The organism is Sphingomonas sp. Leaf412, assembly GCF_001425405.1.
GTDB lineage: Bacteria > Pseudomonadota > Alphaproteobacteria > Sphingomonadales > Sphingomonadaceae > Sphingomonas.
The window spans coordinates 818,564-838,662 of record NZ_LMQP01000003.1; the positions used below are offsets into that span (position 1 = coordinate 818,564).

The following is a 20,099-nucleotide window of genomic DNA, read 5'->3' on the forward strand; positions in this document are numbered from 1 at the left end:
ATGACCACCGCCCCCGCATGGCCGCACGACTCCCTGATCCTCGATCCGCGCGACATCGACCTGTCGCGCTCGCCGCTGGCGGGAAAGGTCGACTCCGAAACCTATGTGCTGGGCGCCTTCAATCCCGGCATGACGCGGCTGCCCGACGGCAATTTGCTGCTGATGGTGCGCGTGGCGGAGGCGCTGCGTCACCCGATCCGCGACGGGACGATCGGCGCGATCCGCTGGGACGACGGGAATTACGTCCTCGACCGCTGGCCGCTGTCGCTGGTCGACACCGCCGATCCACGCAAGTTCATGATGCGCGGCGGCGGGTGGAAGGTGATGGCGCTGACCAGCCTGTCCTGGCTGCTGCCGGTCGAGCTGAACGCGGACGGCACGCGGGTGGAGGCGATCCATTACGACCGCGCCATCGCCCCTGCCGCGCCCTATCAATGCTACGGCGTGGAGGATGCGCGGATCAGCCGCATCGACGGCCGCTATTACATGACCACCTGCTCGGTCAGCCCGGAACGCCATTCGACGACATTGTACACCAGCGCCGACGCGGTCGACTGGACGCTGGAGGGCATCGTTCTCGATCACCAGAACAAGGACATGCTGCTGTTCGAGGGCAAGCCGGGCGGCAGGTTCTGGGCGCAGACTCGCCCGCTCGGCGACCTGTATTTCGCCTATCCGCCCGACAGCGAATGGCGCGCGGGGCCGTCGATCAACCTGGCGACCTCGCCCGACGCGCTGCACTGGAAACCGTACGACAGTCCCGGCATCCGCCCGCACGCCGCCACGCTGGCGACCGCGCGGATGGGCGGCGGCGCGCCACCGGTCCTGACCGATCGCGGCTGGCTGACGCTGTGGCACGGGGTCGAGCCCTCGGGCGTCGTCGGCATCTACCGCACCTATTGGACCCTGCTCGACCGCGACGACCCGAGCGTCGTCGTCGCGACGAGCGACACGCCGGTGCTGGAGCCTGCCGCATCGCTGACCGGCCCGTTGCGGGAGTTGATGTACCTGGACGACGTCGTCTTCACGACCGGCATCGCCGACGGCGGCGACCGCTGGATCGTGGCGAGCGGGGAGGCGGACCTGGCCTGCCGGATCACCCACGTCCCGAAGGAGGCGATCGGTTAGGCCGGCGCCCGGATCGGGGCGCCGGCCATCGGATCAGTTGCTGTCCGAATTGTCGTCGTCGTCGACGGCGATGTAGATGCCGCCCGCGACGATCGCGGCCGCCAGCACCAGTGCAACGATCGAACCGGGCGCGGCCAGCTCGCTTTTCTTCGCCGACGGCGTCGCCGCGCGGCTGACAGACAGCGAGGCGGCCGGGTTGGTGGACGCGGCGACCGCCGGGGCGGCCATCATCGTCAGCGACGCGGTGGCCGCGAGCAGGGAGGTGAACTTCATAGCAGGTCCTTTCGATATCTCGGCTTTCCGCGCCTTGCTCCTGCCGACGCGGTCGGTCGCGCCGCCCTTTGGGTCGGCGCACGGGCGGCACGCGCTTTTCTCGCGGACCGCCAACCGATAGGGACGCGGGAGCCATGCGTTCGGTTCCCGTCATCCTCCACCTGCACTCCACCTTCGACCTGGGCGGGAAGGAGGCGCGCGCGACGCGGCTCATGAACGCATTCGGCGACCGGGCGCGTCATGTCGTCGTCTCCTCGATGCCCGGTCGCTACGGCGCGCGCGACCGCATCGACCCCGGCATCGATTACGAGATCGCGCAGGACCCGCCGCCGCTGACCGGCAAACCCTCCGTCGCGCGGTTCGACGCGATCGCGCGCTTCATGCGTGGGTTCGACCTGGTGCTGACGTACAATTGGGGCGCGATCGACGGCGTCATGGCGCGCCGCGTCTTCCGCAACGGCGCCCCCCCGCTCGTGCATCACGAGGACGGCTTCAACGAGGACGAGGCGGGCGGCCTGAAGCGCGAACGCAACCTGTACCGCCGCTTCGCGCTCGGCGCCGCGCACGCGCTCGCCGTGCCGTCGCGAAAGCTGGAACGGATCGCGCTGGACATCTGGAAGCAGCCGCGCGTGAAGGTCCACCGCATCGCCAACGGCATCGCCACCGCGCCCTACGCGCAGGAGCCGGAGGCGGGCGCGATCCCCGGCCTAGTGCGCAAGCCGGGCGAGATCGTCATCGGCAGCGTCGCGGGGCTGCGCGCGGTGAAGGACCTGCCGCAACTGGTCCGTGCGGCGGGCGGCCTGTCCGCGCGCTTCCGCCTCGTGATCGTGGGCGAGGGGCCGGAACGCGCCGCGATCGAGGCGGCGGCGATGGCGATGGGGATCGACGATCGCGTCGTCCTGCCCGGCTTCCTCGACCGGCCGTATCGCTACATGCGCCATTTCGACCTCCTCGCGCTGTCGTCGCGGTCGGAACAATTCCCGATCAGCGTGGTGGAGGCGATGGCCGCGGGCCTGCCCGTCGTCGCCCCGCCGGTCGGCGACGTCGCCGACATGGTCGCGCCGGAAAACGCGCCCTTCGTCATGGAGCATCACGGCGAAGTCCGCCTGCGTGACGCGATGCAGGTGCTGGCGACGAACCCGGACCTGCGCATTGCGATCGGCGCGGCGAACCGGGCGAAGGCGGTGGCGGAATATGACGAGAGCGCGATGATCGCGCGCTACGCCGCGTTGTACGAAAACGCGATGGGGCGACCCGGGACGCTGATCTGATTTAATGTCGCCATCGGGCGGCATTGGTTTATACGGCCGGTGACATCCATTGGATTTGGGAAACAGCGTGTTCAAGGGCCTGAAGCCGATCGTCTATGCCGGCCGCGAAGTGTGGCCGCTGGTGGAGGGCGGCAAGGGGGTCGCGGCGACCAACCACGCCTCCGCCGGCGCCTGGGCCGCGGCGGGCGGGATCGGCACCGTCAGCGCGGTGAACGCCGACAGCTACGATCCCGACGGGAAGATCGTGCCCCAGGTCTACCGCGCGCTGACCCGGCGCGAACGGCACGAGGAACTGGTCGAATATGCGATCGAGGGCGCGGTGCAGCAGGTGCAGCGCGCGTGGGACATCGCGGGCGGCAAGGGCGCGATCAACATCAACGTCCTGTGGGAAATGGGCGGCGCGCAACGCGTGCTGGAGGGCGTGCTGGAACGCACCCGCGGCCTGGTCGCGGGTGTCACCTGCGGCGCGGGCATGCCGTACAAATTGTCCGAGATCGCGGCGTCCTACAACGTCAACTATCTGCCGATCGTCAGTTCCGGCCGCGCCTTCCGCGCGCTGTGGAAGCGCGCCTATTCGAAGGTGTCGGAACTGCTGGGCGCGGTGGTGTACGAGGATCCGTGGCTCGCGGGCGGGCACAACGGCCTGTCGAATGCGGAGGACCCGCTGAAGCCGGAGGATCCCTATCCTCGCGTGAAGGCGCTGCGCGAGACGATGCGCGACGGCGGCATCGCGGACAGCGTGCCGATCGTGATGGCGGGCGGCGTGTGGTATCTGCGCGACTGGGAAAACTGGATCGACAACCCCGAGCTTGGCCAGATCGCGTTCCAGTACGGCACCCGCCCGCTGCTGACGAAGGAAAGCCCGATCCCGGAGGCGTGGAAGGAGCGCCTGCTGACGATCGAGGAGGGCGACGTGCTGCTGCACCGCTTCTCCCCCACCGGCTTCTATTCCTCCGCGGTCCGCAACCCCTTCCTGCGCAGCCTGGAGGCGCGCAGCGAACGCCAGATCGCCTTTTCGAAGGACGAGGTGGGCGATCACGTCTTCCAGCTCGACGTGGGCGTGAAGGGCAAGAATTTCTGGGTCACGAAGGGCGACCTGCTGCGCGCGCGCGAATGGTTCGGCGCGGGCTACACCGACGCGCTGAAGACGCCCGACAATACGTTGGTGTTCGTGTCGCCGGGCGAGAAGGGCGAGATCCGCAAGGATCAGGCCGATTGCATGGGCTGCCTCAGCCAGTGCCTGTTCTCCAGCTGGGCGGATACCGAAACCAACTCCACCGGCCGCCTCGCCGATCCGCGCAGCTTCTGCATCCAGAAGACGTTGCAGGAGATCGCGCATGGCGGCGACATCGAACAGAATCTGATGTTCGCCGGCCACGCCGCCTTCAACTTCAAGCGCGATCCCTTCTATTCCAACGGCTTCCGCCCGAGCGTGAAGCAATTGGTGGATCGTATCCTGACCGGCGACTGATCGCGCAAACGACGATGGCCGCGCCTTCCGGCGCGGCCATCCTGTTCTGCTGCCCGCGATACGGTCAGTCGACGACGGTGCCGACCACCGCGCCCGCCGCGCCGCCCGCCGCCGCGCCCTTGCCGACATTGCCGCCCGTGACCGCCGACGCCGCGGCGCCCGCGCCCGCACCGATGCCCGCACCGCGCAGCGTGGAGCAGGCCGACATGCTGACGGCGGAGGCGAGGAGGACGGTGGCGAAAGCGATCTTCTTCATGGGAACGGGACTCCGTGGCTTGATGGATGCCCGGTAGAATGCGGCGCCCCGCGCACGGTTCCGGCGTGCAATGCTTCGTTACGATCGCCCGCGCGTTGGGCGCGCATGGCGCGTAAACTGAAGGTCTTCGTCACCCCCGCGGGTTTCCACGACGCCTATGTCGCGGCGCCAAGCCGCAAGGCCGCGCTCGCGGCATGGGGCAGCGACGCCGACCTGTTCGCCCGCGGCATCGCGGTGGAAGTCACCGACCCTGAACTGACGAAGGCGCCGCTGGCGCGACCGGGCGAGGTGGTGAAACGATCGCGCGGCACCGCGGCGGAGCAACTGGCGGCGGCGCCGTCACCTCGCCCACGGAAGAAGGCGGCGGTCAAGGCCGTCGCGCCGAAGAAGGCGGCACCCAGGCCGGATCGCGCCGCGCTGGACGCGGCGGAGGCAGCGCTGGAGGACATGACGCGCCGCCATCGCGCCGCGCAACGCGACCTCGCCAAGCGGCAGGCCGATCTCGATCGCGAGAAGCGTGAGGTGGGGCGGGCGCAGGACGAGGAGGCGGAGGAAGTGCGCAGCGCGGCCGAAAAGGCCCAGACGGCCTACGATGCCGCGCTGAAAGGCTGGCGAGGATAACGACGCTTTCCCGTATACTCCCGCGCAGGCGGAGACCCGAAGGGCGGATCAGGTCACAAGGGCCGGGTCAAACCACCCCATCCGCCAGCATCGCCGTCACCACCTCCAGGCACGACACGCCCAGTTTCCGCGACCGCGACGCGCTCCACGCCTCGACCGCGTCGGGATTGGGGTCATGGTCCTTGAACGGCATCTCCAGCGTGATCGACACCGCCCCGAACCGCTCGGCCAGCTGGTTCGTCGACATCGACAAATTCGCCTTCCCCGCGGCGGTCACCGGATAGCCCAGTTCGGTCTGGAAATCGGCGGTATGCGCGGCCAGCCGCCGACCGAAGTCGGCGAACCCCGCGCTCTGCGCCGGGGTCAGCGACGGAATCCCCTCGAACCCCGCGATGAAATTCGCCGCGATCGCCTCGTCGCCGTGGACGTCCAGCGCCAGGTCGACGCCGGTCTCGTCCATCCGGTCGCGCACGCACAGCACCTCCGGGCTGCGCTCCGCGGTCGGCGCATGCCATTCGCGGTTCAGGTTCACTCCCGCGGCATTGGTGCGCAGGTGCCCGCGCCGGGTGCCGTCGGGGTTCATGTTGGGCACGACATGCACGGTCGCCGCGGACAGCAGAGGTACGGCCGCCGCGCCCGTCAGCCATTCCAGCGCCCCGTCCATCCACCATTCCGCCATCGATTCGCCGGGATGCTGGCGCGCGTACAGCCACACCTGCGTCGTGCCCGTGCCGAGGCGGAAATAGTCGATCGGCTGGCCGTCGAGCGAATGGCCCAGCACGCGATGCTCCACGCCCGCCGCCGCGGCGGTGCGCGCGATCAGCCGCTGGTGCTGTTCCATGGTGTAGGGCGCGAAATAGGCGAACCACGCGACCGGCGTGTCGCCCGCCCAGTCGAACGACAGGATTCCGTCCTCGTACCGGGTGTCGGTCGTCCGCCACACGTCCAGGTCCGTCGACGCGCGGGTGCGATAGCCGGGCCAGCCGCCCGGATAGGCGGACCGTCCCGCGTTGAGGATCCGGAACGTCGCACGCCGACCGGCCAGTCCGGCGGCGCGGAAGTAGAACCATTGGAAGAAGTCGGACTCATGGTCGCGCACGATCTCCAGATCGATGCGCGCCGCGTCACCGTCTTCCGCGATTCCGACGACGCGGATGTTCCCGCCGTCGAAGGCGGCATCGATGTGGATGGTCATCGTACCTCTATCGTCCGGCCCGAATCCCCGGGAAAGCCGCTGAACAGCGCGCCGGCCAGCCGCGCGGCGATCGATGGCGTGTCCGCATCGGGGGAGGTGGTGTCGGTCAGCGATTGCGCCTGCCCCTCCCATACCGCATCCGCGCCGTGGCGCAGGCGGACCGACAATTCCGTCACCACGCCCTCGCCCGCGCCGCTGCCGCCCACGGGGAAGCTGACGCCCCCGCCCACCGACGATCCGCCGCGCCAGCCGCCGCCCCCGGTCCCGCCGCCCAGCCCGATCTGGATCGGGGAGCGGCGCGGGGGCAGCGGTTGCGGCGCGCGGGTGAAGCCGACCGTCGCGATATATTCCGCCTTCGCGCCGGGGCGTGGCGGGGTGAAGCCCAGCCGCAGCAGCTCCGCCTCGACCGCGGCGGCATAGGTCTTGTATTCGATGCTGGCGGGCGCGCCGCCGGGCAGGGGTTCGACCAGCACGCTGCCGCGTTGCGCGACCGCATCGTAATGGAAACGCGTCGCCTGCACCGGGAAACGCTGTGGCCCGGTCGCGCAGCCGGAGAGCAGCGCGGTGGCGATGAGAGCGAGCGGCGTCAGGCGCATCGGAAGACCCTTTGTCGTGTCGTTGCGGATTAGCAACGCTTCGCCCCGGCGCAAGGTCCCGCATGCGGTTGACTTCACCCGGGCCGCGCGATACCCGCCGCGCTTCCGTTTTTACGCCAGCACAAAGAACGTTTCCCATGAAGATCCGCAACAGCCTGAAGTCGCTCAAGGACCGGCATCGCGACAATCGCGTGATCCGTCGTCGCGGGCGCACGTACGTCATCAACAAGACGAACCGCCGCTTCAAGGCGCGCCAGGGCTGACCCCGGCCATGCCCGTCACGTCGGTCATCTTCGACGTCGGGCATGTCCTTTACGACTGGGACCCGCGCGTCCTGTACGAGCGCCTGTTCGACGACGAACGGGCGCTCGACGCGTTCCTGCGCGACGTGGCGACGCGCGAATGGCATTTCCAGCACGACGCCGGGCGTCCGTTCGCGGAAACGTCCGCGGAACTGAGCGCGCTTCACCCGCAGCATGCCGACATGATCGCGCTATGGGGACCGCGCTTTTCCGAGCAGATTCCGGGACCCATCCCGGGCATGGTCGACCTCGTCGCCGACCTCGACGCCGCGGGCGTGCCGCTGTTCGCGATCACCAATTTCTCGGGCGAGTTCTTCGCCCCCTTCCGCGCGCAGGAGGCGGCGGTGTTCGATCGCTTCCGCGACATCGTCGTGTCGGGTGACGAGAAGATGGTGAAGCCGGATCCGGCGATCTTCCACCTCGCGCTGCGCCGCTTCGGCGTCGCGGCGGGGGAGACGTTGTTCGTCGACGACAATGCCGCGAACGTGGCGGGCGCGGAATCGGTAGGCATCCGCGCGCATCTGTTCCGCGACGCCGCGACGCTGCGCACCGACCTGGCGACGCTGGGACTGCTCCCCTAGGCCGGATCGACATTCGGATGGCGGAGGGACACGCTTTCGCGGTGCCGCGACGATAACGCAAGGAAGTCGGGTTCGCGCGGAGACGCGGAGGACGCAGAGAGTGGCCTGTAGCGCAGGGCGGCACTCCCTTCATGGAAGCGGCGATATCGGGCCGCGGCCGGTAATCGGCGTTACGAGCAGCCCGTTGCGCGACACCTCCGCGTCCTCCGCGCCTCCGCGCGAACCAACCTCTTTCTTCACTTCGCGCCTTTGCGGCTTCGCGCGAACACCGTGCACCGGCAAATCGAATGTCGATCGACCCTAAATCCTCCCCGGAACGGGGAGGGGGACCATGCGAAGCATGGTGGAGGGGGAGCGCCACAGGCGAGGCGTCGGTAATGCTCTTCTGGCGAACCGCTCCCCGACAGCGCCGCAGAAGATCAAACCTCCGCCGGCCCGCGATATCCCTTCAGCTCGTCCCCGACGATGCGGACGACGTGCAACACGTTGGTCGATCCCGGCGTCCCGAACGGCACGCCCGCCATCACGACCACCACGTCCCCCGCCTTCGCGATATTCTGGCGCAGCGCGATCCGCTTCGCCTTCGCCACCATCTCCTCGAACGCGGCGACGTCGCGCGTATGGACGTTGTGGGTGCCCCACAGCAGGCCCAGCCGCCGCGCGGTTTCAAGCCGCGGGGTGAGGACCAGGATCGGCACCGCGGGCCGCTCGCGCGCGATGCGGCGCGCGGTGGAACCGGAACTGGTGAAGCAGATGATCGCCGCCGCCGATACGGTCGCGGCGATGTTCTTCGCCGCCTCCGCCAGCGCGTCCGCGGTGGTGGGATCGGGGCGCGTGACGGTGAAATGGATGCGGTCGCCGTGCGCGGGATCGCGCTCCACCGCGTCGCCGATCGCGTTCATCATGGCGACCGATTCGACCGGCCAGTCGCCCGCCGCGCTTTCCGCCGACAGCATGATGGCATCCGCGCCGTCGTAGATCGCGGTCGCCACGTCGCTGACCTCCGCCCGCGTGGGGGAGGGCGACTTTATCATCGATTCCAGCATCTGCGTCGCGACGACTACGGGGCGGCCCAGCCGCCGCGACGTCTCGACGATCCGCTTCTGCAACGGCGGCACCGATTGCGGCGGCAGTTCGACGCCCAGGTCGCCGCGCGCGACCATGACGCCGTCGCACGCCTCGACGATCTCCTCCAGCCGCTCGATCGCGGCGGGCTTCTCGATCTTGGCCAGCAACGCGGCCTTCCCGCCGATCAGCTTGCGCGCCTCCCACAGGTCCTCGGGCCGCTGCACGAAGCTGAGCGCGATCCAGTCGACGCCCTGATCGGTGGCGAAGGCCAGGTCGGACCGGTCCTTGTCCGTCATCGCCGCCATCGGCACGACGACGTCGGGGACGTTCAACCCCTTGTGATCGCTCAGCAGCCCGCCGACCTCGACCAGCGTCACGATGCGGTCCGAATCATGCTCGATCACGCGCAGCACCAGCTTCCCGTCATCCAGCAACAGGCGCGCGCCCGGCTCGATCGCGGCGAAGATCTCGCGGTGGGGCAGCCGCACGCGCGTCGCGTCGCCCGGCGTCTCGTCGTGGTCCAGCACGAACACGCTGCCGTTGGCCAGCATCACCGGCCCGTTCGCGAACTTGCCGACGCGCAGCTTGGGTCCCTGAAGGTCCGCGAGGATCGTGGAGGGGCGCCCCAATTCCCGTTCCAGCGCGCGGATCGCGTCGATCACCGCGATCTTCGACTGCTGGTCCCCGTGGCTCATGTTGATGCGGAAGGCGTCGGCCCCCGCCTGGAACAGCGTGCGGATCATGTCCGGCGTGCTGCTGGCCGGGCCGAGCGTGGCGAGCACCCGCACCTTGCGGGAGCGGGGTGCGATCGGGGTATCGGTCATCGGGCTTCCTGCTTTGCGCGCCCCGCCCTTAACCCCTAACGGCGGGGGATCAACCGTGGAGGCATGAATGGATCCGTTGGACGAAGTGGACGATGCGACCGCGGCGGCGGCGTTCCGGCGACTGGTGCGCCACCTGCGCCACCGCAGCGATGCGCAGAACGTCGACCTGATGGGGCTGGCGGGCTTCTGCCGCAACTGCCTGTCGGACTGGGTGGGGGAGGCCGGCGGGCTGGACCGGGACACCGCCCGGGCGGCGATCTACGGCATACCCTACGACGAATGGAAGGCGGCGCACCAGGGCGAGGCGACGCCCGAGCAACTTGCACGCATGAAGGACAGCGTGGCGAGGAACGCCCCCCCGCCGTCACCCCGGACTTGATCCGGGGTCCATCGTGCCGCACACGATCAGGCCATTGATATCGCGGCACGATGGATGCCGGATCAAGTCCGGCATGACGATAAGAAGGGGAATGGGGATGAGGACGTATCTTACGGCGCTGGCACTGGTGCTGGCGGCACCGGCGATGGCGCAAACGCCCGCGCCGAAGATCACCTACATCCACGCCGGCCAGCTCCTCGACCGCCCCGGCGAGCGTCCGCGCGGCAACAGCACGATCGTGGTGCGCGACGGCGTGGTGGCGGAGGTGCGCGACGGCTTCGTTTCCGCACCCGCGGGCGCCACGCTGGTCGACCTGAAGGACCGCTTCGTCCTTCCCGGCCTGACCGACATGCACGTCCACCTCTGGGGCATCGGCGGCGATCCGATGCGCGCGCGGCTGGGCGCGCTGACGACCGACGACGCGGACGGCATGATGCAGGCGCTGGTCAACGCGCGCACCACGCTGAACGCCGGCTTCACAACGGTCCGCGACCTGGGCGGCAACCCGCGCGGCATCCGCGCGCTGCGCGACGCGATCGAGCGCGGCGACGTGGCGGGACCCAGCATCGTCAACGCCGGCCGCATGGTGTCGATCACCGGCGGCCACGGCGACGCCTCGAACGGTCTGGCGGAGGAATGGTCCGACGCGGTCCACGCGCACCAGATCAACACCTGCGACGGCCCCGACGATTGCCGCCGCGCGGTGCGTGCGCAGATCGGCCTGGGCGCGCAGGTGGTGAAATTCGCCGCGACCGGGGGCGTCCTGTCCAACGTCGCGGGCGGCCTCGGCCGTGCCATGACGCCGGAGGAGATGCGCGCGATCATCGACACCGCGCACGGCTTCGGCCGCAAGGTCGCGGCGCACAGCCACGCGGCGGAGGGGACGAAGGCGGCGGTCGAGGCGGGCGTCGACACGATCGACCACGGCACGTTCCTGGACGACGAGGCGATCCGGATGATGAAGGCGAAGGGCACGTGGCTGGTGCCGACGATGATCGCGCCGCAGACCGCCTTGGCGCAGGCGCGCGGCGGGATGCTGCCCGCCGCCACGATCCCCAAGGCGGAGGCCGCGGCGCAGGCGGCGCTGGCCAGCCACCGCAAGGCGTTCGCCGCGGGCGTGAAGGTCGCGTTCGGCACCGACACCGGCGTGTCGAAACACGGGGATAACGCCAAGGAATTCGCGCTGATGGTCGGCGCGGGCATGACCCCGGCTCAGGCGATCCGCGCCGCCACCGTCGGCGCGGCGGAGGCGCTGGGCCGCGACGACATCGGCAGCATCGCGGCGGGCAAGCGGGCGGATATCATCGCGGTCTCAGGATCGCCGCTGGACGACGTGACGCGGCTGGAGCGTGTCGACTTCGTCATGCATCGCGGCGTGGTCGCGACGCGGTCCGTCGACTGACGCTTGAGCGCGCGCCTGCGCTGTCCTAGACGCGCCGCCGCACCCATCGGGGTCCATCTTGCCGCCGCCGGGCCGCATTCGTGCGGGCGGCGGCGGCCTTATTCATACAGGGGTACACGACATGGCGGACGAACGCGAAGAGGGCATGGGCGGTGGCCGCGTGGCAGCCGACGAACTGCGCCTGCTGATCGAGCGCGCGGAGCGGCTGGAGGAAGAGAAGAAGGGCATCGCCGACGATATCAAGGACGTAATGGGCGAGGCGAAGAGCCGCGGCTACGATCCCAAGGCGATCCGCAAGATCCTGTCGATCCGGAAGAAGAAGAAGGAGGAATATCAGGAGGAAGAAGCGATCCTGGAGACGTACATGCAGGCGTTGGGCATGATCTGAGCCCGGGCGCGGCCGGGCGCCGCGGTGGCGGACGCCCGGTTCATACTTTCGTCTGCACCCGGCGGATGCTTAACCGCTCGTTCGTAACCTGCCGGTATCGCAGGTGGCGAACGGCAGCGGGACGACAGATGCGGGCATTGCTGCAAGCCGGATTCCGGCAGCGCGAGGAACGGGTGAAGGTGCTGATACCCTCGCGCATGCGCGCCGGGGGGGCATGGACCGACGTCTGCATCCACAACGTGTCGTCGCGCGGCCTGATGGCGGGATGCGATGCGCCGCCGCCGTCGGGCGAATATGTCGAGATCCGGCGCGGCACGATCGTCATCGTCGGACGTGTCCGCTGGACCGATGGACGGTTCTTCGGCGTCCAGGCGCAGGATCGCCTGTCGGTCAGGTCGCTGATCGACGAGCCGCGGCTGACCTCCCGTCCGAAGCCCGCGAACGAGGTGCCGACCGAGGCGGAACGGCGCAGCAACCGCCGGCTGGAGGTTGAGGCGCAGATGGCGCGCCGGCTGGAACGCAGCCGTGCCTTCGCCTCAGCCTTCCAATATGCGCTCGCCGCCGCGGTGGTGCTGATCGTCGCGGGCCTCGGCGCGTCGATGGTCTACGACACCCTGTCGCGCCCTGCGCAGCAGATCACGCAGGCGATGTCGGGCGCGGCCGCGCAACCGTGACGGCTATGCCGCCTCCGCCGGCGCGGTGGTCCATCCCAGGTGCGGGATCGCGATCGACCGCCGCCCGCCCAGGTCGGTCCGCGTGACGAACAGGTCGCGGCTCTCGATATAGCCGATCAGCCGCCGCGCGCGGCCCAGCGAGCTGGTCCCGTACGTCTCCGCGATCGCGGCGTCGGAGGGGCAGGGCGCCCCCTCCCGCGCCGCCCGCGCGACCAGCAGGAACGGCCCCAGCATGTCGTCGGGCAGGGTGCCGCCCAGTGCCAGCGCCTCCTGCCACTCGCCCTCCGTCACGTCCGCGATCCCCGCGCGCGCGCAGGCTAGCCGACGGACGAAGCCGGGCAGGTCCAGCGGCGGGCGCGCTACCCCCGCCATGCGGCACCGGACCCCGAAATCCTGGAACAGGACGGGCGCCTGGCGTTGCAGGTTGTCCGCATCCGCGACGATATCGGTCAGCACCTGCTGCACGATCCCCTCGATCTCGTCCGCGTCCTTCGACGGCAGCGTCGATACCGGCACGGCGGCGGGGCGCGCGATCGCGGCCTCCAGCTCCGCGGCGGGCACCGGGCGGCGTGCCGGCGGGGAGAGCGGCAGCATGGGCGCGACCGGTTCGGGGGCGAAGATCAGGTCGGCGAGGTCCGCGGGCGGCGCGGACGGCAGCGGGACCAGCTTCGGGCTGCCCGACCGCGTCGATGTCTCCACCGCGCCGATCGCGACGGTCAGCGGCCGGCGCGAGATCGCCGGGCCCAGCGCCAGGAAGCGGCCGCGCGGCAGGTCGCGGATCACGTCCGCCTGCCGCCGCTCCATGCCCAGCAGGTCGGCGGCACGCGCCATGTCGATGTCCAGGAAGGTGCGCCCCATCAGGAAATTGGACGCTTCCGCCGCGACGTTCTTCGCCAGCTTCGCCAGCCGCTGCGTCGCGATCACGCCGGCGAGGCCGCGCTTGCGCCCGCGGCACATCAGGTTCGTCATCGCCGACAGCGACGCGCGGCGCACGTCCTCCGCCACCTCGCCCCCGGTCGTGGGCGCGAACAATTGCGCCTCGTCCACGACGACCAGGGCGGGATACCAATGTTCGCGCGGCGCATCGAACAACGCGGCCAGGAACGCGGCGGCGCAGCGCATCTGCCCCTCTGCCTCCAGCCCCTCCAGGCTCAGCACCACGCTGGCGCGATGTTCGCGCAGCCGGCCCGCGATCCGCGCGATCTCCGCCACCGCATAATCGCCCGCCTCCACCACGACATGGCCGTACGCGGGGCCGAGCGTGACGAAATCGCCTTCCGGATCGATCACGATCTGCTGCACCTTCCCCGCCGATCGTTCCAGCAGGCGGCGCAGCAGGTGCGACTTTCCCGATCCCGAATTGCCCTGGACCAGCAGGCGCGTCGCCAGCAGCTCCTCCAGGTCCATGGTGACGGGGGCGCCGGACGTGTCGCTGCCAAGGTTTACGCTGACGGTCATGGGTGACGCCCGTGTGGCCCACGCGGGGGCGGCGCGGCAAGCGATTCGCGGCCGGGCGCTGTCCTACATGGCGTCCGCGCGCTATCGGTGCACCCGTGGTCCCTCCGACGGGCGCGACCGCACCGGTCGCCCCCGGTCGATCCCGGCCGACCGTGCGACTATTGGTGACCTTTCGAGGGCGACGGCATGGACAAGACGATCGACGACTGGGCCGAACGCCTGCTGGGAAAGCCCGCCGCCGATCTGGACGAGGAGGAACGCCGCGTCCTGGCGGGGATCGAGCTGGGGCGCCCGCTGTCGCGCGACGCCGCCGACCTGTCGGACGAACGCGCCGGTTTCGGCGAGCGCCTGTCCGATCGCGTCGCCGCGGTCGGCGGCTCGTGGGGCTTCATCATCGCCTTCACGATCGTGCTGGTCGGCTGGATGCTGCTCAATTCCGACGTGCTCCAGCATTTCGGGATGGCGTTCGATCCCTATCCCTACATCTTCCTCAACCTGATGCTGTCGACCGTCGCCGCGATCCAGGCGCCCGTCATCATGATGAGCCAGAACCGGCAGTCGGCGAAGGACCGGCTGGCCGCCAGCCTCGATTACGAGACGAACCTGCGGGCGGAACTGGACATCCTGCGATTGCACCACAAGCTGGACAATGTGGTCGTCGACCGGTTGAGCGCGCTGGAGGCGAAGATCGACGCGCTGGCAGAATCCCGCACCGCGTCCTAAGGACGGTTCATCACCCGCTAGAGGCGAATATGGCAGGCCATTCCAAGTTCAAGAACATCATGCATCGCAAGGGCGCGCAGGACAAGAAGCGCTCCGGCATGTTCAGCAAGCTCAGCCGCGAGATCACCGTCGCGGCAAAGATGGGGATGCCCGATCCCGACATGAACCCGCGCCTGCGCGCCGCGGTCAACGCGGCCAAGGCGCAGTCGATGCCCAAGGACAATATCCAGCGCGCGATCGACAAGGCGACGAAGGGCGATACCGAGAATTACGAGGAGATCCGCTACGAGGGCTTCGGCCCCGGCGGCGTGTCCCTCATCATCGAGGCGCTGACCGACAACCGCAACCGCACCGCGACGAACGTGCGCACCGCGGTGGCGAAGAACGGCGGCAACCTGGGCGCCAGCGGATCGGTCAGCCACGGCTTCGACCGCCTCGGCCTCATCAGCTATCCCGCCAGCGCGGGCGACGCGGAAAAGGTGTTCGAGGCGGCGCTGGAGGCGGGCGCGGAGGACGTGACCTCGACCGAGGACGGCCACGAGGTCTGGACCGCGCAGGGCGACCTGCACGAGGTCGCGAAGGCGCTGGAACCGGTCCTGGGCGAGGCGGAGGGCGCGAAGCTCGCCTGGCGGCCGCAGACGATGGTCGAGGTGGACGAAGGCGACGCCGCGACCCTCTTCAAGCTGATCGACGCGCTCGACGACGACGACGACGTCCAGACCGTATGGGGCAATTACGAAGTGTCCGACGCGGTGATGGAAAAGCTGGGGTGATGCGCATCAAAAGCCCCTCCCCTTCAGGGGAGGGGTTGGGGTGGGGGAGTCGCGAGTCCCTATTGCAGGGGCGTGCGCATGATATGCGCCGCAATCCTACCGAGTGGGAAAAGCGTTTGTGGCGGTGCTTATCCGCATCCCAACTCGGCCACAAATTCCGCCGTCAGCACGTAATCGCGCCGTATATCTGCGACTTTTTTTGCCCGGCAAAGGGGCTGGTCGTGGAGGTCGACGGGGACACGCATGATCCTGACAGGGACGCCAAGCGCGACCGCCATTTCCAGTCACAGGGCTTCCGCGTCATCCGCTTCACGAACCTGGACGTCCGCGAGAACATGGACGCCGTCCTGGCTACGATCGCAACCGCGCTTCAAGCTCAACCCGACCGCTGGTCCGGCCCCCACCCCAACCCCTCCCCTGAAGGGGAGGGGCTAGACCAAAAAGCTCCCCTCCCCTTCAGGGGAGGGGTCGGGGGTGGGGGAGTCGAAAGCGACCCACCCCAATGATCGTCCTCGGCCTCGACCCCGGCCTCGGCACCACCGGCTGGGGCGTCATCCATGCGGAGGGAAACCGCCTCCGCCACCTCGCCAACGGACAGGTGAAGACCGCCCCCGCGGAAAGCCTCGCCCGCCGCCTGGCGCATCTCGACACCATGCTCGCCGCGATCATCGCCGATCATGCGCCCGCTGCGGCGGCGGTGGAGGAGGTGTTCGTCAATGCCAACCCGCAATCCACGCTGAAACTGGGTCAGGCGCGCGGCGTCGTCCTGCTGGCGGTCGCGCGCGCGGGAATCGAACCGGGCGAATATGCCCCGCGGCTGGTGAAGAAGGCGGTCGTGGGCACCGGCACCGCGGACAAGGCGCAAGTCCATGCCATGGTCGCGCGCCTGCTGCCGGGCATCGCGATCGCCGGACCCGACGCCGCCGACGCGCTGGCCGTCGCGATCACCCACGCGCATCATCTGGCGAGCGCGCGCCGGCTGGGCTAGGCAGGCGGGATGATCGCACGGCTGAAGGGGATAGTGGCGGAAACCGGCAGCGACCACGCGGTGGTCGAGGTCGCGGGCGTCGGTTACCTCGTCGGCGCCTCGTCGCGCACGCTCGCCGCGCTGGGCGCGGTGGGGGAGGCGTGCGTGGTGCACACCGAAATGCTGGTGGGGGAGGATTTCATCCGCCTCGTCGGCTTCGCCAATGTGGCGGAGCGCGACTGGTTCCGGCTGCTGACCGGCGTGCAGGGAGTCGGCGCCCGCGTCGCGCTGGCGATCCTGTCGGTGCTGGAACCCGTCGACCTGTCGCGCGCGGTGGGCGCGCAGGACAAGGCGATGGTCGCGCGCGCCAACGGCGTCGGCCCGAAGCTGGCCGAACGCATCGTGCGCGAGCTGAAGGACAAGGTCGGCGGCATGGCGCTCGGCCCCGCCGCCGCGGCGCAGGCGATGCCCGTCGGCGCCGCGGCAGACGCGGCGTCCGCGCTGCTGAACCTGGGCTTCCGCCCCGCGGAGGCCGCGGCCGCGGTACAGGCGGCGGAGGACGAGCTGGGCGCGGGCGCGACGCTGGACGCGCTGGTGCGGCTGGCGTTGCGGAAGGCGACGAAATGAGCGCGCGGACGGTCGCGGTCTACAGCCTGAAGGGCGGCGTCGGGAAGACCACGCTGGCGGTCAACATCGCCTGGGCCTCCGCGGCGCTGTCGTCGCGGCGGACGTTGTTGTGGGATCTGGACGCGCAGGCCGCGGCGACGTGGATCCTGGGCCACGACGTCGCGGGGCGCGAGGCGGAGGCGGCGATCCGGCGCGAGGTTGATCCGCGCAAGCTGATCCTGCCAACCGCCGTGGAGCGGCTCGACCTGCTGCCCGCCGACGCGTCGCTGCGCGGGCTGGACCTTGCCTTCCACGAACTGGACAAGAAGCGGCGGCTGGCGCGGATGGTCGAGGAACTGGCGCAGGATTACGACCGGATCGTCATCGACTGCCCGCCCGGGCTGACCGACACGTCGGACCAGGTCATGCGCGCCGCCGACCTCGTCGTCGTCCCCGTCATCCCCAGCGCGCTGTCGCGCCGCGCGCTCGACACGATCACCGCGCACGTGGCCCGGCGCAAGGGGCCGAAGGTGGTGCTCGCGCCCGTCTTCTCCATGGTCGACCGCCGCCGCGCGATCCATCGCGACGCGCTGGCGCAGCATCCCGGCTGGCCCGCGATCCCGATGGCCAGCGCGTTCGAGGCGATGACGGAACGGCGCGCCCCCCTGGGCGCCTTCGCGCCGCGCGGATCGGTTGGGGTCGAGGCGGTCGCCGCGCTATGGCAACGGCTCGAAAGCGCGCTGGCGACGGGGGAACGGGCATGACCGCGCCGAAGGCGCTCGCCTTCGACGTCTTCGGCACCGTCGTCGACTGGCGCAGCAGCATCGCGCGCGAATCCGCCGGGTTCCTGGCGCGGATCGGGCGCGACGACCTCGACCCCGCCGATTTCGCGGACGCGTGGCGGCGGCGATACCTGCCCGCGATGGCGATGGTGGGAGAGGGGCGGCGCCCGTTCGTCGTCCTCGACGTCTTGCATCGCGAGATGCTGGTCGACCTGCTCGGCGCGCGCGACGTCGATGTCGCGGCGCTCGATCCGGCGCTGATCGACGACTGGTCGCGTGCGTGGCACCGGCTCGATCCGTGGCCCGATTCGGGCGCGGGGCTGGCGCGGCTGCGGCGGCGGTTTCCGGTCGTGACGCTGTCGAACGGCAATGTCGCGCTGATGGTCGCGATGGCGCGCCGCGCGGGGCTGGAATGGGATGCGATCCTCGGCGCCGAATTCGCGCGCGCGTTCAAGCCCGCGCCCGAGGCGTATCTGCGCACGGCGGAGGCGCTGGCGGTCGCGCCCGGCGACCTGTGCCTCGTGGCGGCGCACCATGCCGATCTGGCCGCGGCGCGCGCCTGCGGGTTGCGGACCGCGTTCGTCCACCGCCCGATGGAATATGGCGGCGCCCCCGCGCCCGACGCGGACCAGGCGCAGGACTGGGACTTTCATGCCGGCTCGCTGACCGCGCTGGCGGACGTGCTCGAATGCTGAGCGCCGCACGTGACGAACGAGCGCCGCCGCCGTATATCGACGGCATGAGCGACCTGACCATCTCGATCCCGCCCGCGCTCCAGCAATGGGTGGAGGTACGCCTGTCGGATGGGGAGTATGCGGACGTCGCCGATTACGTCCGCGACCTGATGCGCCGCGATCGTGCCGCCGGGGAGGAGGTCGCGCGCATCCGTGCGCTGGTCGCCGAGGGACTGGCGTCCGGCGTCGACGAGCGCGATGCCGGTGACGTTCTCGCGGAGGTCATGGCCCGCATCCCGCGTGGCTAGGCTACGGATCAGTCGCCTGGCCGGCGGCGACCTGGACGAGATCCGCGTCGTCGGCGAGGAACGGTTCGGACCGGCGGCGACGCTTCGCCATCTGGGATCGCTCGGGCGGGCGTTCGATCTGCTGCGCGACCAGCCGCTGGCCGGACAGGCACGACCCGAATATGGCGAGGGGATCCGATCGATCACGCGGCGCCCGCATCGTATCCTCTACCGGCTGGTCCACGGTGAGGTGGAGATCGTTCGCGTGATCCATGCTGCCCGCGACGCGCGGCTCGACCTGACGGACGACGAATGACCGACACCGACCGCCTCCTCACCCCCGCCCGCCGACCCGACGACGTCGACGCCGCGCTCCGTCCGAAAAGCCTCGACGATTTCGTAGGACAGCAGGCCGCGCGCGAGAATCTGCGCGTCTTCATCCAGGCCGCGAAGGCGCGCGGCGACGCGCTCGACCATGTCCTGTTCTTCGGCCCCCCCGGCTTGGGCAAGACCACGCTGGCGCAGATCGTCGCGCGCGAGATGGGCGTCGGTTTCCGCGCCACGTCCGGCCCCGTCATCGCCAAATCGGGCGATCTCGCCGCGCTGCTCACCAATCTGGAAGACGGCGACGTCCTGTTCATCGACGAGATCCACCGGCTCCAACCCGCGGTGGAGGAGGTGCTGTACCCCGCGATGGAGGATCGCGCCCTCGACCTGATGATCGGGGAGGGGCCGTCCGCGCGCTCGGTCCGGATCGACCTGCCGCGCTTCACCTTGGTCGGTGCCACCACGCGGCAGGGCCTGCTGACGACGCCGCTGCGCGACCGGTTCGGGATCCCGGTGCGGCTGCAATTCTACACCGTGCCCGAACTGGAAAGGGTGGTGATCCGCGCGGCGGGGCTGCTCGGCCTGCACGTCGCGCCGGATGGCGCGGCGGAGATCGCGCGGCGCGCACGTGGCACGCCGCGGATCGCGGGTCGGCTGCTGCGGCGGGTGCGCGACTTCGCCAACGTCGCGGGCGTGCTGGAGGTCGACGCGACCGCCGCGGATCGCGCGCTGAACCGGCTGGAGGTCGACGCGCTGGGGCTGGACGCGATGGACCGGCGCTACCTGACGATGATCGCGGACATCTATCGCGGCGGGCCGGTGGGCGTGGAGACATTGGCCGCGGGGCTCAGCGAACCGCGCGACACGGTGGAGGAAGTGATCGAGCCGTACCTGATCCAGCTCGGACTGATCGCGCGCACCGCGCGCGGACGGTGCCTGAACGCGGGCGGGTGGAAGCACCTCGGCCTCAATCCCCCCGCGGGGTCGCAGGACGGCCTGTTCGACTGATTCACCGTCATTGCGAGCGTAGCGAAGCAATCCAGTGTTCCGCGCGACGCCCTGGATTGCTTCGC

26 protein-coding genes are annotated in these 20,099 nt (G+C 70.0%); 20 read left to right on the top strand and 6 right to left on the bottom strand.

The annotated features are described in order from the left end of the window. Entirely contained in the window at positions 1–1,128 is a 1,128-nt protein-coding gene (locus ASG29_RS11065; protein ID WP_055983688.1) for a glycosidase, read from the top strand. 33 nt (positions 1,129–1,161) lie between these two features. Here ASG29_RS11065 and ASG29_RS11070 read toward each other — a convergent pair whose 3' ends face one another. Beyond that, positions 1,162–1,401, bottom strand: a complete 240-nt coding sequence (locus ASG29_RS11070) for a hypothetical protein (protein ID WP_055983690.1) — start codon at positions 1,399–1,401, stop codon at positions 1,162–1,164. Between the two features lie 134 nt (positions 1,402–1,535). On the opposite strand from ASG29_RS11070, the gene ASG29_RS11075 reads away from it, so the two are divergent. Further along, positions 1,536–2,672, top strand: coding sequence for a glycosyltransferase (locus ASG29_RS11075; protein ID WP_055983692.1), 1,137 nt, complete (start codon positions 1,536–1,538; stop codon positions 2,670–2,672). 67 nt (positions 2,673–2,739) lie between these two features. Then, positions 2,740–4,143 (top strand): NAD(P)H-dependent flavin oxidoreductase, encoded by a 1,404-nt coding sequence (locus tag ASG29_RS11080; protein ID WP_055985474.1) that lies wholly within the window; start codon positions 2,740–2,742, stop codon positions 4,141–4,143. A 64-nt stretch (positions 4,144–4,207) separates the two neighbouring features. On the opposite strand, the gene ASG29_RS11085 is transcribed toward ASG29_RS11080, so the two are convergent. Then, positions 4,208–4,399 carry a YMGG-like glycine zipper-containing protein gene (locus ASG29_RS11085; RefSeq protein WP_055983693.1) on the bottom strand — a complete coding sequence of 64 codons (192 nt, stop codon included), beginning with the start codon at positions 4,397–4,399 and terminating at the stop codon, positions 4,208–4,210. Between the two features lie 105 nt (positions 4,400–4,504). Between ASG29_RS11085 and ASG29_RS11090 the strand changes: the two genes are divergently transcribed. Then, a complete protein-coding gene (locus tag ASG29_RS11090) occupies positions 4,505–5,020 on the top strand; it encodes a hypothetical protein (protein ID WP_055983696.1) in 516 nt (171 codons plus the stop codon). A 67-nt stretch (positions 5,021–5,087) separates the two neighbouring features. Here ASG29_RS11090 and ASG29_RS11095 read toward each other — a convergent pair whose 3' ends face one another. Further along, complete coding sequence (locus ASG29_RS11095; RefSeq protein WP_055983699.1) at positions 5,088–6,215, bottom strand: M14-type cytosolic carboxypeptidase; 1,128 nt, start codon at positions 6,213–6,215, stop codon at positions 5,088–5,090. Further along, positions 6,212–6,811 (bottom strand): hypothetical protein, encoded by a 600-nt coding sequence (locus ASG29_RS11100; protein ID WP_055983702.1) that lies wholly within the window; start codon positions 6,809–6,811, stop codon positions 6,212–6,214. Before ASG29_RS11100 ends, ASG29_RS11095 begins: the two co-directional genes overlap by 4 nt. Before the next feature lie 137 nt (positions 6,812–6,948). Between ASG29_RS11100 and ykgO the strand changes: the two genes are divergently transcribed. Both ykgO and ASG29_RS11110 read left to right on the top strand, forming a co-directional pair. After that, positions 6,949–7,074, top strand: coding sequence for a type B 50S ribosomal protein L36 (gene ykgO / locus ASG29_RS11105; RefSeq protein ID WP_003046794.1), 126 nt, complete (start codon positions 6,949–6,951; stop codon positions 7,072–7,074). Between the two features lie 8 nt (positions 7,075–7,082). Further along, positions 7,083–7,694, top strand: coding sequence for an HAD family hydrolase (locus ASG29_RS11110; protein ID WP_055983706.1), 612 nt, complete (start codon positions 7,083–7,085; stop codon positions 7,692–7,694). Between the two features lie 419 nt (positions 7,695–8,113). Here ASG29_RS11110 and pyk read toward each other — a convergent pair whose 3' ends face one another. After that, on the bottom strand, positions 8,114–9,586 hold the full coding sequence (pyk, locus tag ASG29_RS11115; protein ID WP_055983710.1) for a pyruvate kinase: 1,473 nt from the start codon (positions 9,584–9,586) through the stop codon (positions 8,114–8,116). A 67-nt stretch (positions 9,587–9,653) separates the two neighbouring features. Here pyk and ASG29_RS11120 point away from each other — a divergent pair, with 67 nt between their 5' ends. From ASG29_RS11120 to ASG29_RS11135, 4 genes are all read left to right on the top strand, one after another. Beyond that, positions 9,654–9,965, top strand: coding sequence for a DUF1244 domain-containing protein (locus tag ASG29_RS11120; RefSeq protein ID WP_055983714.1), 312 nt, complete (start codon positions 9,654–9,656; stop codon positions 9,963–9,965). Between the two features lie 97 nt (positions 9,966–10,062). Beyond that, a complete protein-coding gene (locus tag ASG29_RS11125) occupies positions 10,063–11,367 on the top strand; it encodes a metal-dependent hydrolase family protein (protein ID WP_055983716.1) in 1,305 nt (434 codons plus the stop codon). 121 nt (positions 11,368–11,488) lie between these two features. Next, positions 11,489–11,755 carry a DUF2312 domain-containing protein gene (locus ASG29_RS11130; protein ID WP_055983719.1) on the top strand — a complete coding sequence of 89 codons (267 nt, stop codon included), beginning with the start codon at positions 11,489–11,491 and terminating at the stop codon, positions 11,753–11,755. Positions 11,756–11,883: 128 nt separating this feature from the next. Further along, the gene (locus ASG29_RS11135; RefSeq protein ID WP_055983723.1) at positions 11,884–12,429 is read left to right on the top strand and encodes a PilZ domain-containing protein; all 546 of its coding nucleotides are present in this window, start codon (positions 11,884–11,886) and stop codon (positions 12,427–12,429) included. 3 nt (positions 12,430–12,432) lie between these two features. On the opposite strand, the gene ASG29_RS11140 is transcribed toward ASG29_RS11135, so the two are convergent. Further along, a complete protein-coding gene (locus ASG29_RS11140; protein ID WP_055983725.1) occupies positions 12,433–13,887 on the bottom strand; it encodes an ATP-binding protein in 1,455 nt (484 codons plus the stop codon). Positions 13,888–14,073: 186 nt separating this feature from the next. Between ASG29_RS11140 and ASG29_RS11145 the strand changes: the two genes are divergently transcribed. From ASG29_RS11145 to ruvB, 10 genes are all read left to right on the top strand, one after another. Beyond that, positions 14,074–14,610 (top strand): DUF1003 domain-containing protein, encoded by a 537-nt coding sequence (locus ASG29_RS11145; RefSeq protein ID WP_055983728.1) that lies wholly within the window; start codon positions 14,074–14,076, stop codon positions 14,608–14,610. A gap of 29 nt (positions 14,611–14,639) precedes the next feature. Beyond that, complete coding sequence (locus ASG29_RS11150; protein ID WP_055983731.1) at positions 14,640–15,383, top strand: YebC/PmpR family DNA-binding transcriptional regulator; 744 nt, start codon at positions 14,640–14,642, stop codon at positions 15,381–15,383. Between the two features lie 83 nt (positions 15,384–15,466). Continuing rightward, positions 15,467–15,889, top strand: a complete 423-nt coding sequence (locus ASG29_RS11155; protein ID WP_055983734.1) for an endonuclease domain-containing protein — start codon at positions 15,467–15,469, stop codon at positions 15,887–15,889. Beyond that, a complete protein-coding gene (gene ruvC / locus ASG29_RS11160; RefSeq protein WP_055983737.1) occupies positions 15,886–16,371 on the top strand; it encodes a crossover junction endodeoxyribonuclease RuvC in 486 nt (161 codons plus the stop codon). The genes ASG29_RS11155 and ruvC overlap by 4 nt, the downstream gene beginning before the upstream one ends. Positions 16,372–16,380: 9 nt before the next feature. Next, positions 16,381–16,977, top strand: a complete 597-nt coding sequence (ruvA, locus tag ASG29_RS11165; RefSeq protein WP_055983740.1) for a Holliday junction branch migration protein RuvA — start codon at positions 16,381–16,383, stop codon at positions 16,975–16,977. Next, complete coding sequence (locus ASG29_RS11170; RefSeq protein WP_055983743.1) at positions 16,974–17,720, top strand: ParA family protein; 747 nt, start codon at positions 16,974–16,976, stop codon at positions 17,718–17,720. The genes ruvA and ASG29_RS11170 overlap by 4 nt, the downstream gene beginning before the upstream one ends. Beyond that, positions 17,717–18,433, top strand: a complete 717-nt coding sequence (locus tag ASG29_RS11175; RefSeq protein WP_055983746.1) for a haloacid dehalogenase type II — start codon at positions 17,717–17,719, stop codon at positions 18,431–18,433. Before ASG29_RS11170 ends, ASG29_RS11175 begins: the two co-directional genes overlap by 4 nt. A gap of 44 nt (positions 18,434–18,477) precedes the next feature. Next, complete coding sequence (locus ASG29_RS16750; protein ID WP_156457982.1) at positions 18,478–18,720, top strand: type II toxin-antitoxin system ParD family antitoxin; 243 nt, start codon at positions 18,478–18,480, stop codon at positions 18,718–18,720. Beyond that, positions 18,713–19,015, top strand: a complete 303-nt coding sequence (locus tag ASG29_RS11185; RefSeq protein ID WP_055983751.1) for a type II toxin-antitoxin system RelE/ParE family toxin — start codon at positions 18,713–18,715, stop codon at positions 19,013–19,015. The genes ASG29_RS16750 and ASG29_RS11185 overlap by 8 nt, the downstream gene beginning before the upstream one ends. Continuing rightward, entirely contained in the window at positions 19,012–20,034 is a 1,023-nt protein-coding gene (gene ruvB / locus ASG29_RS11190) for a Holliday junction branch migration DNA helicase RuvB (protein WP_055983754.1), read from the top strand. Before ASG29_RS11185 ends, ruvB begins: the two co-directional genes overlap by 4 nt. Positions 20,035–20,099 lie beyond the last annotated feature (65 nt).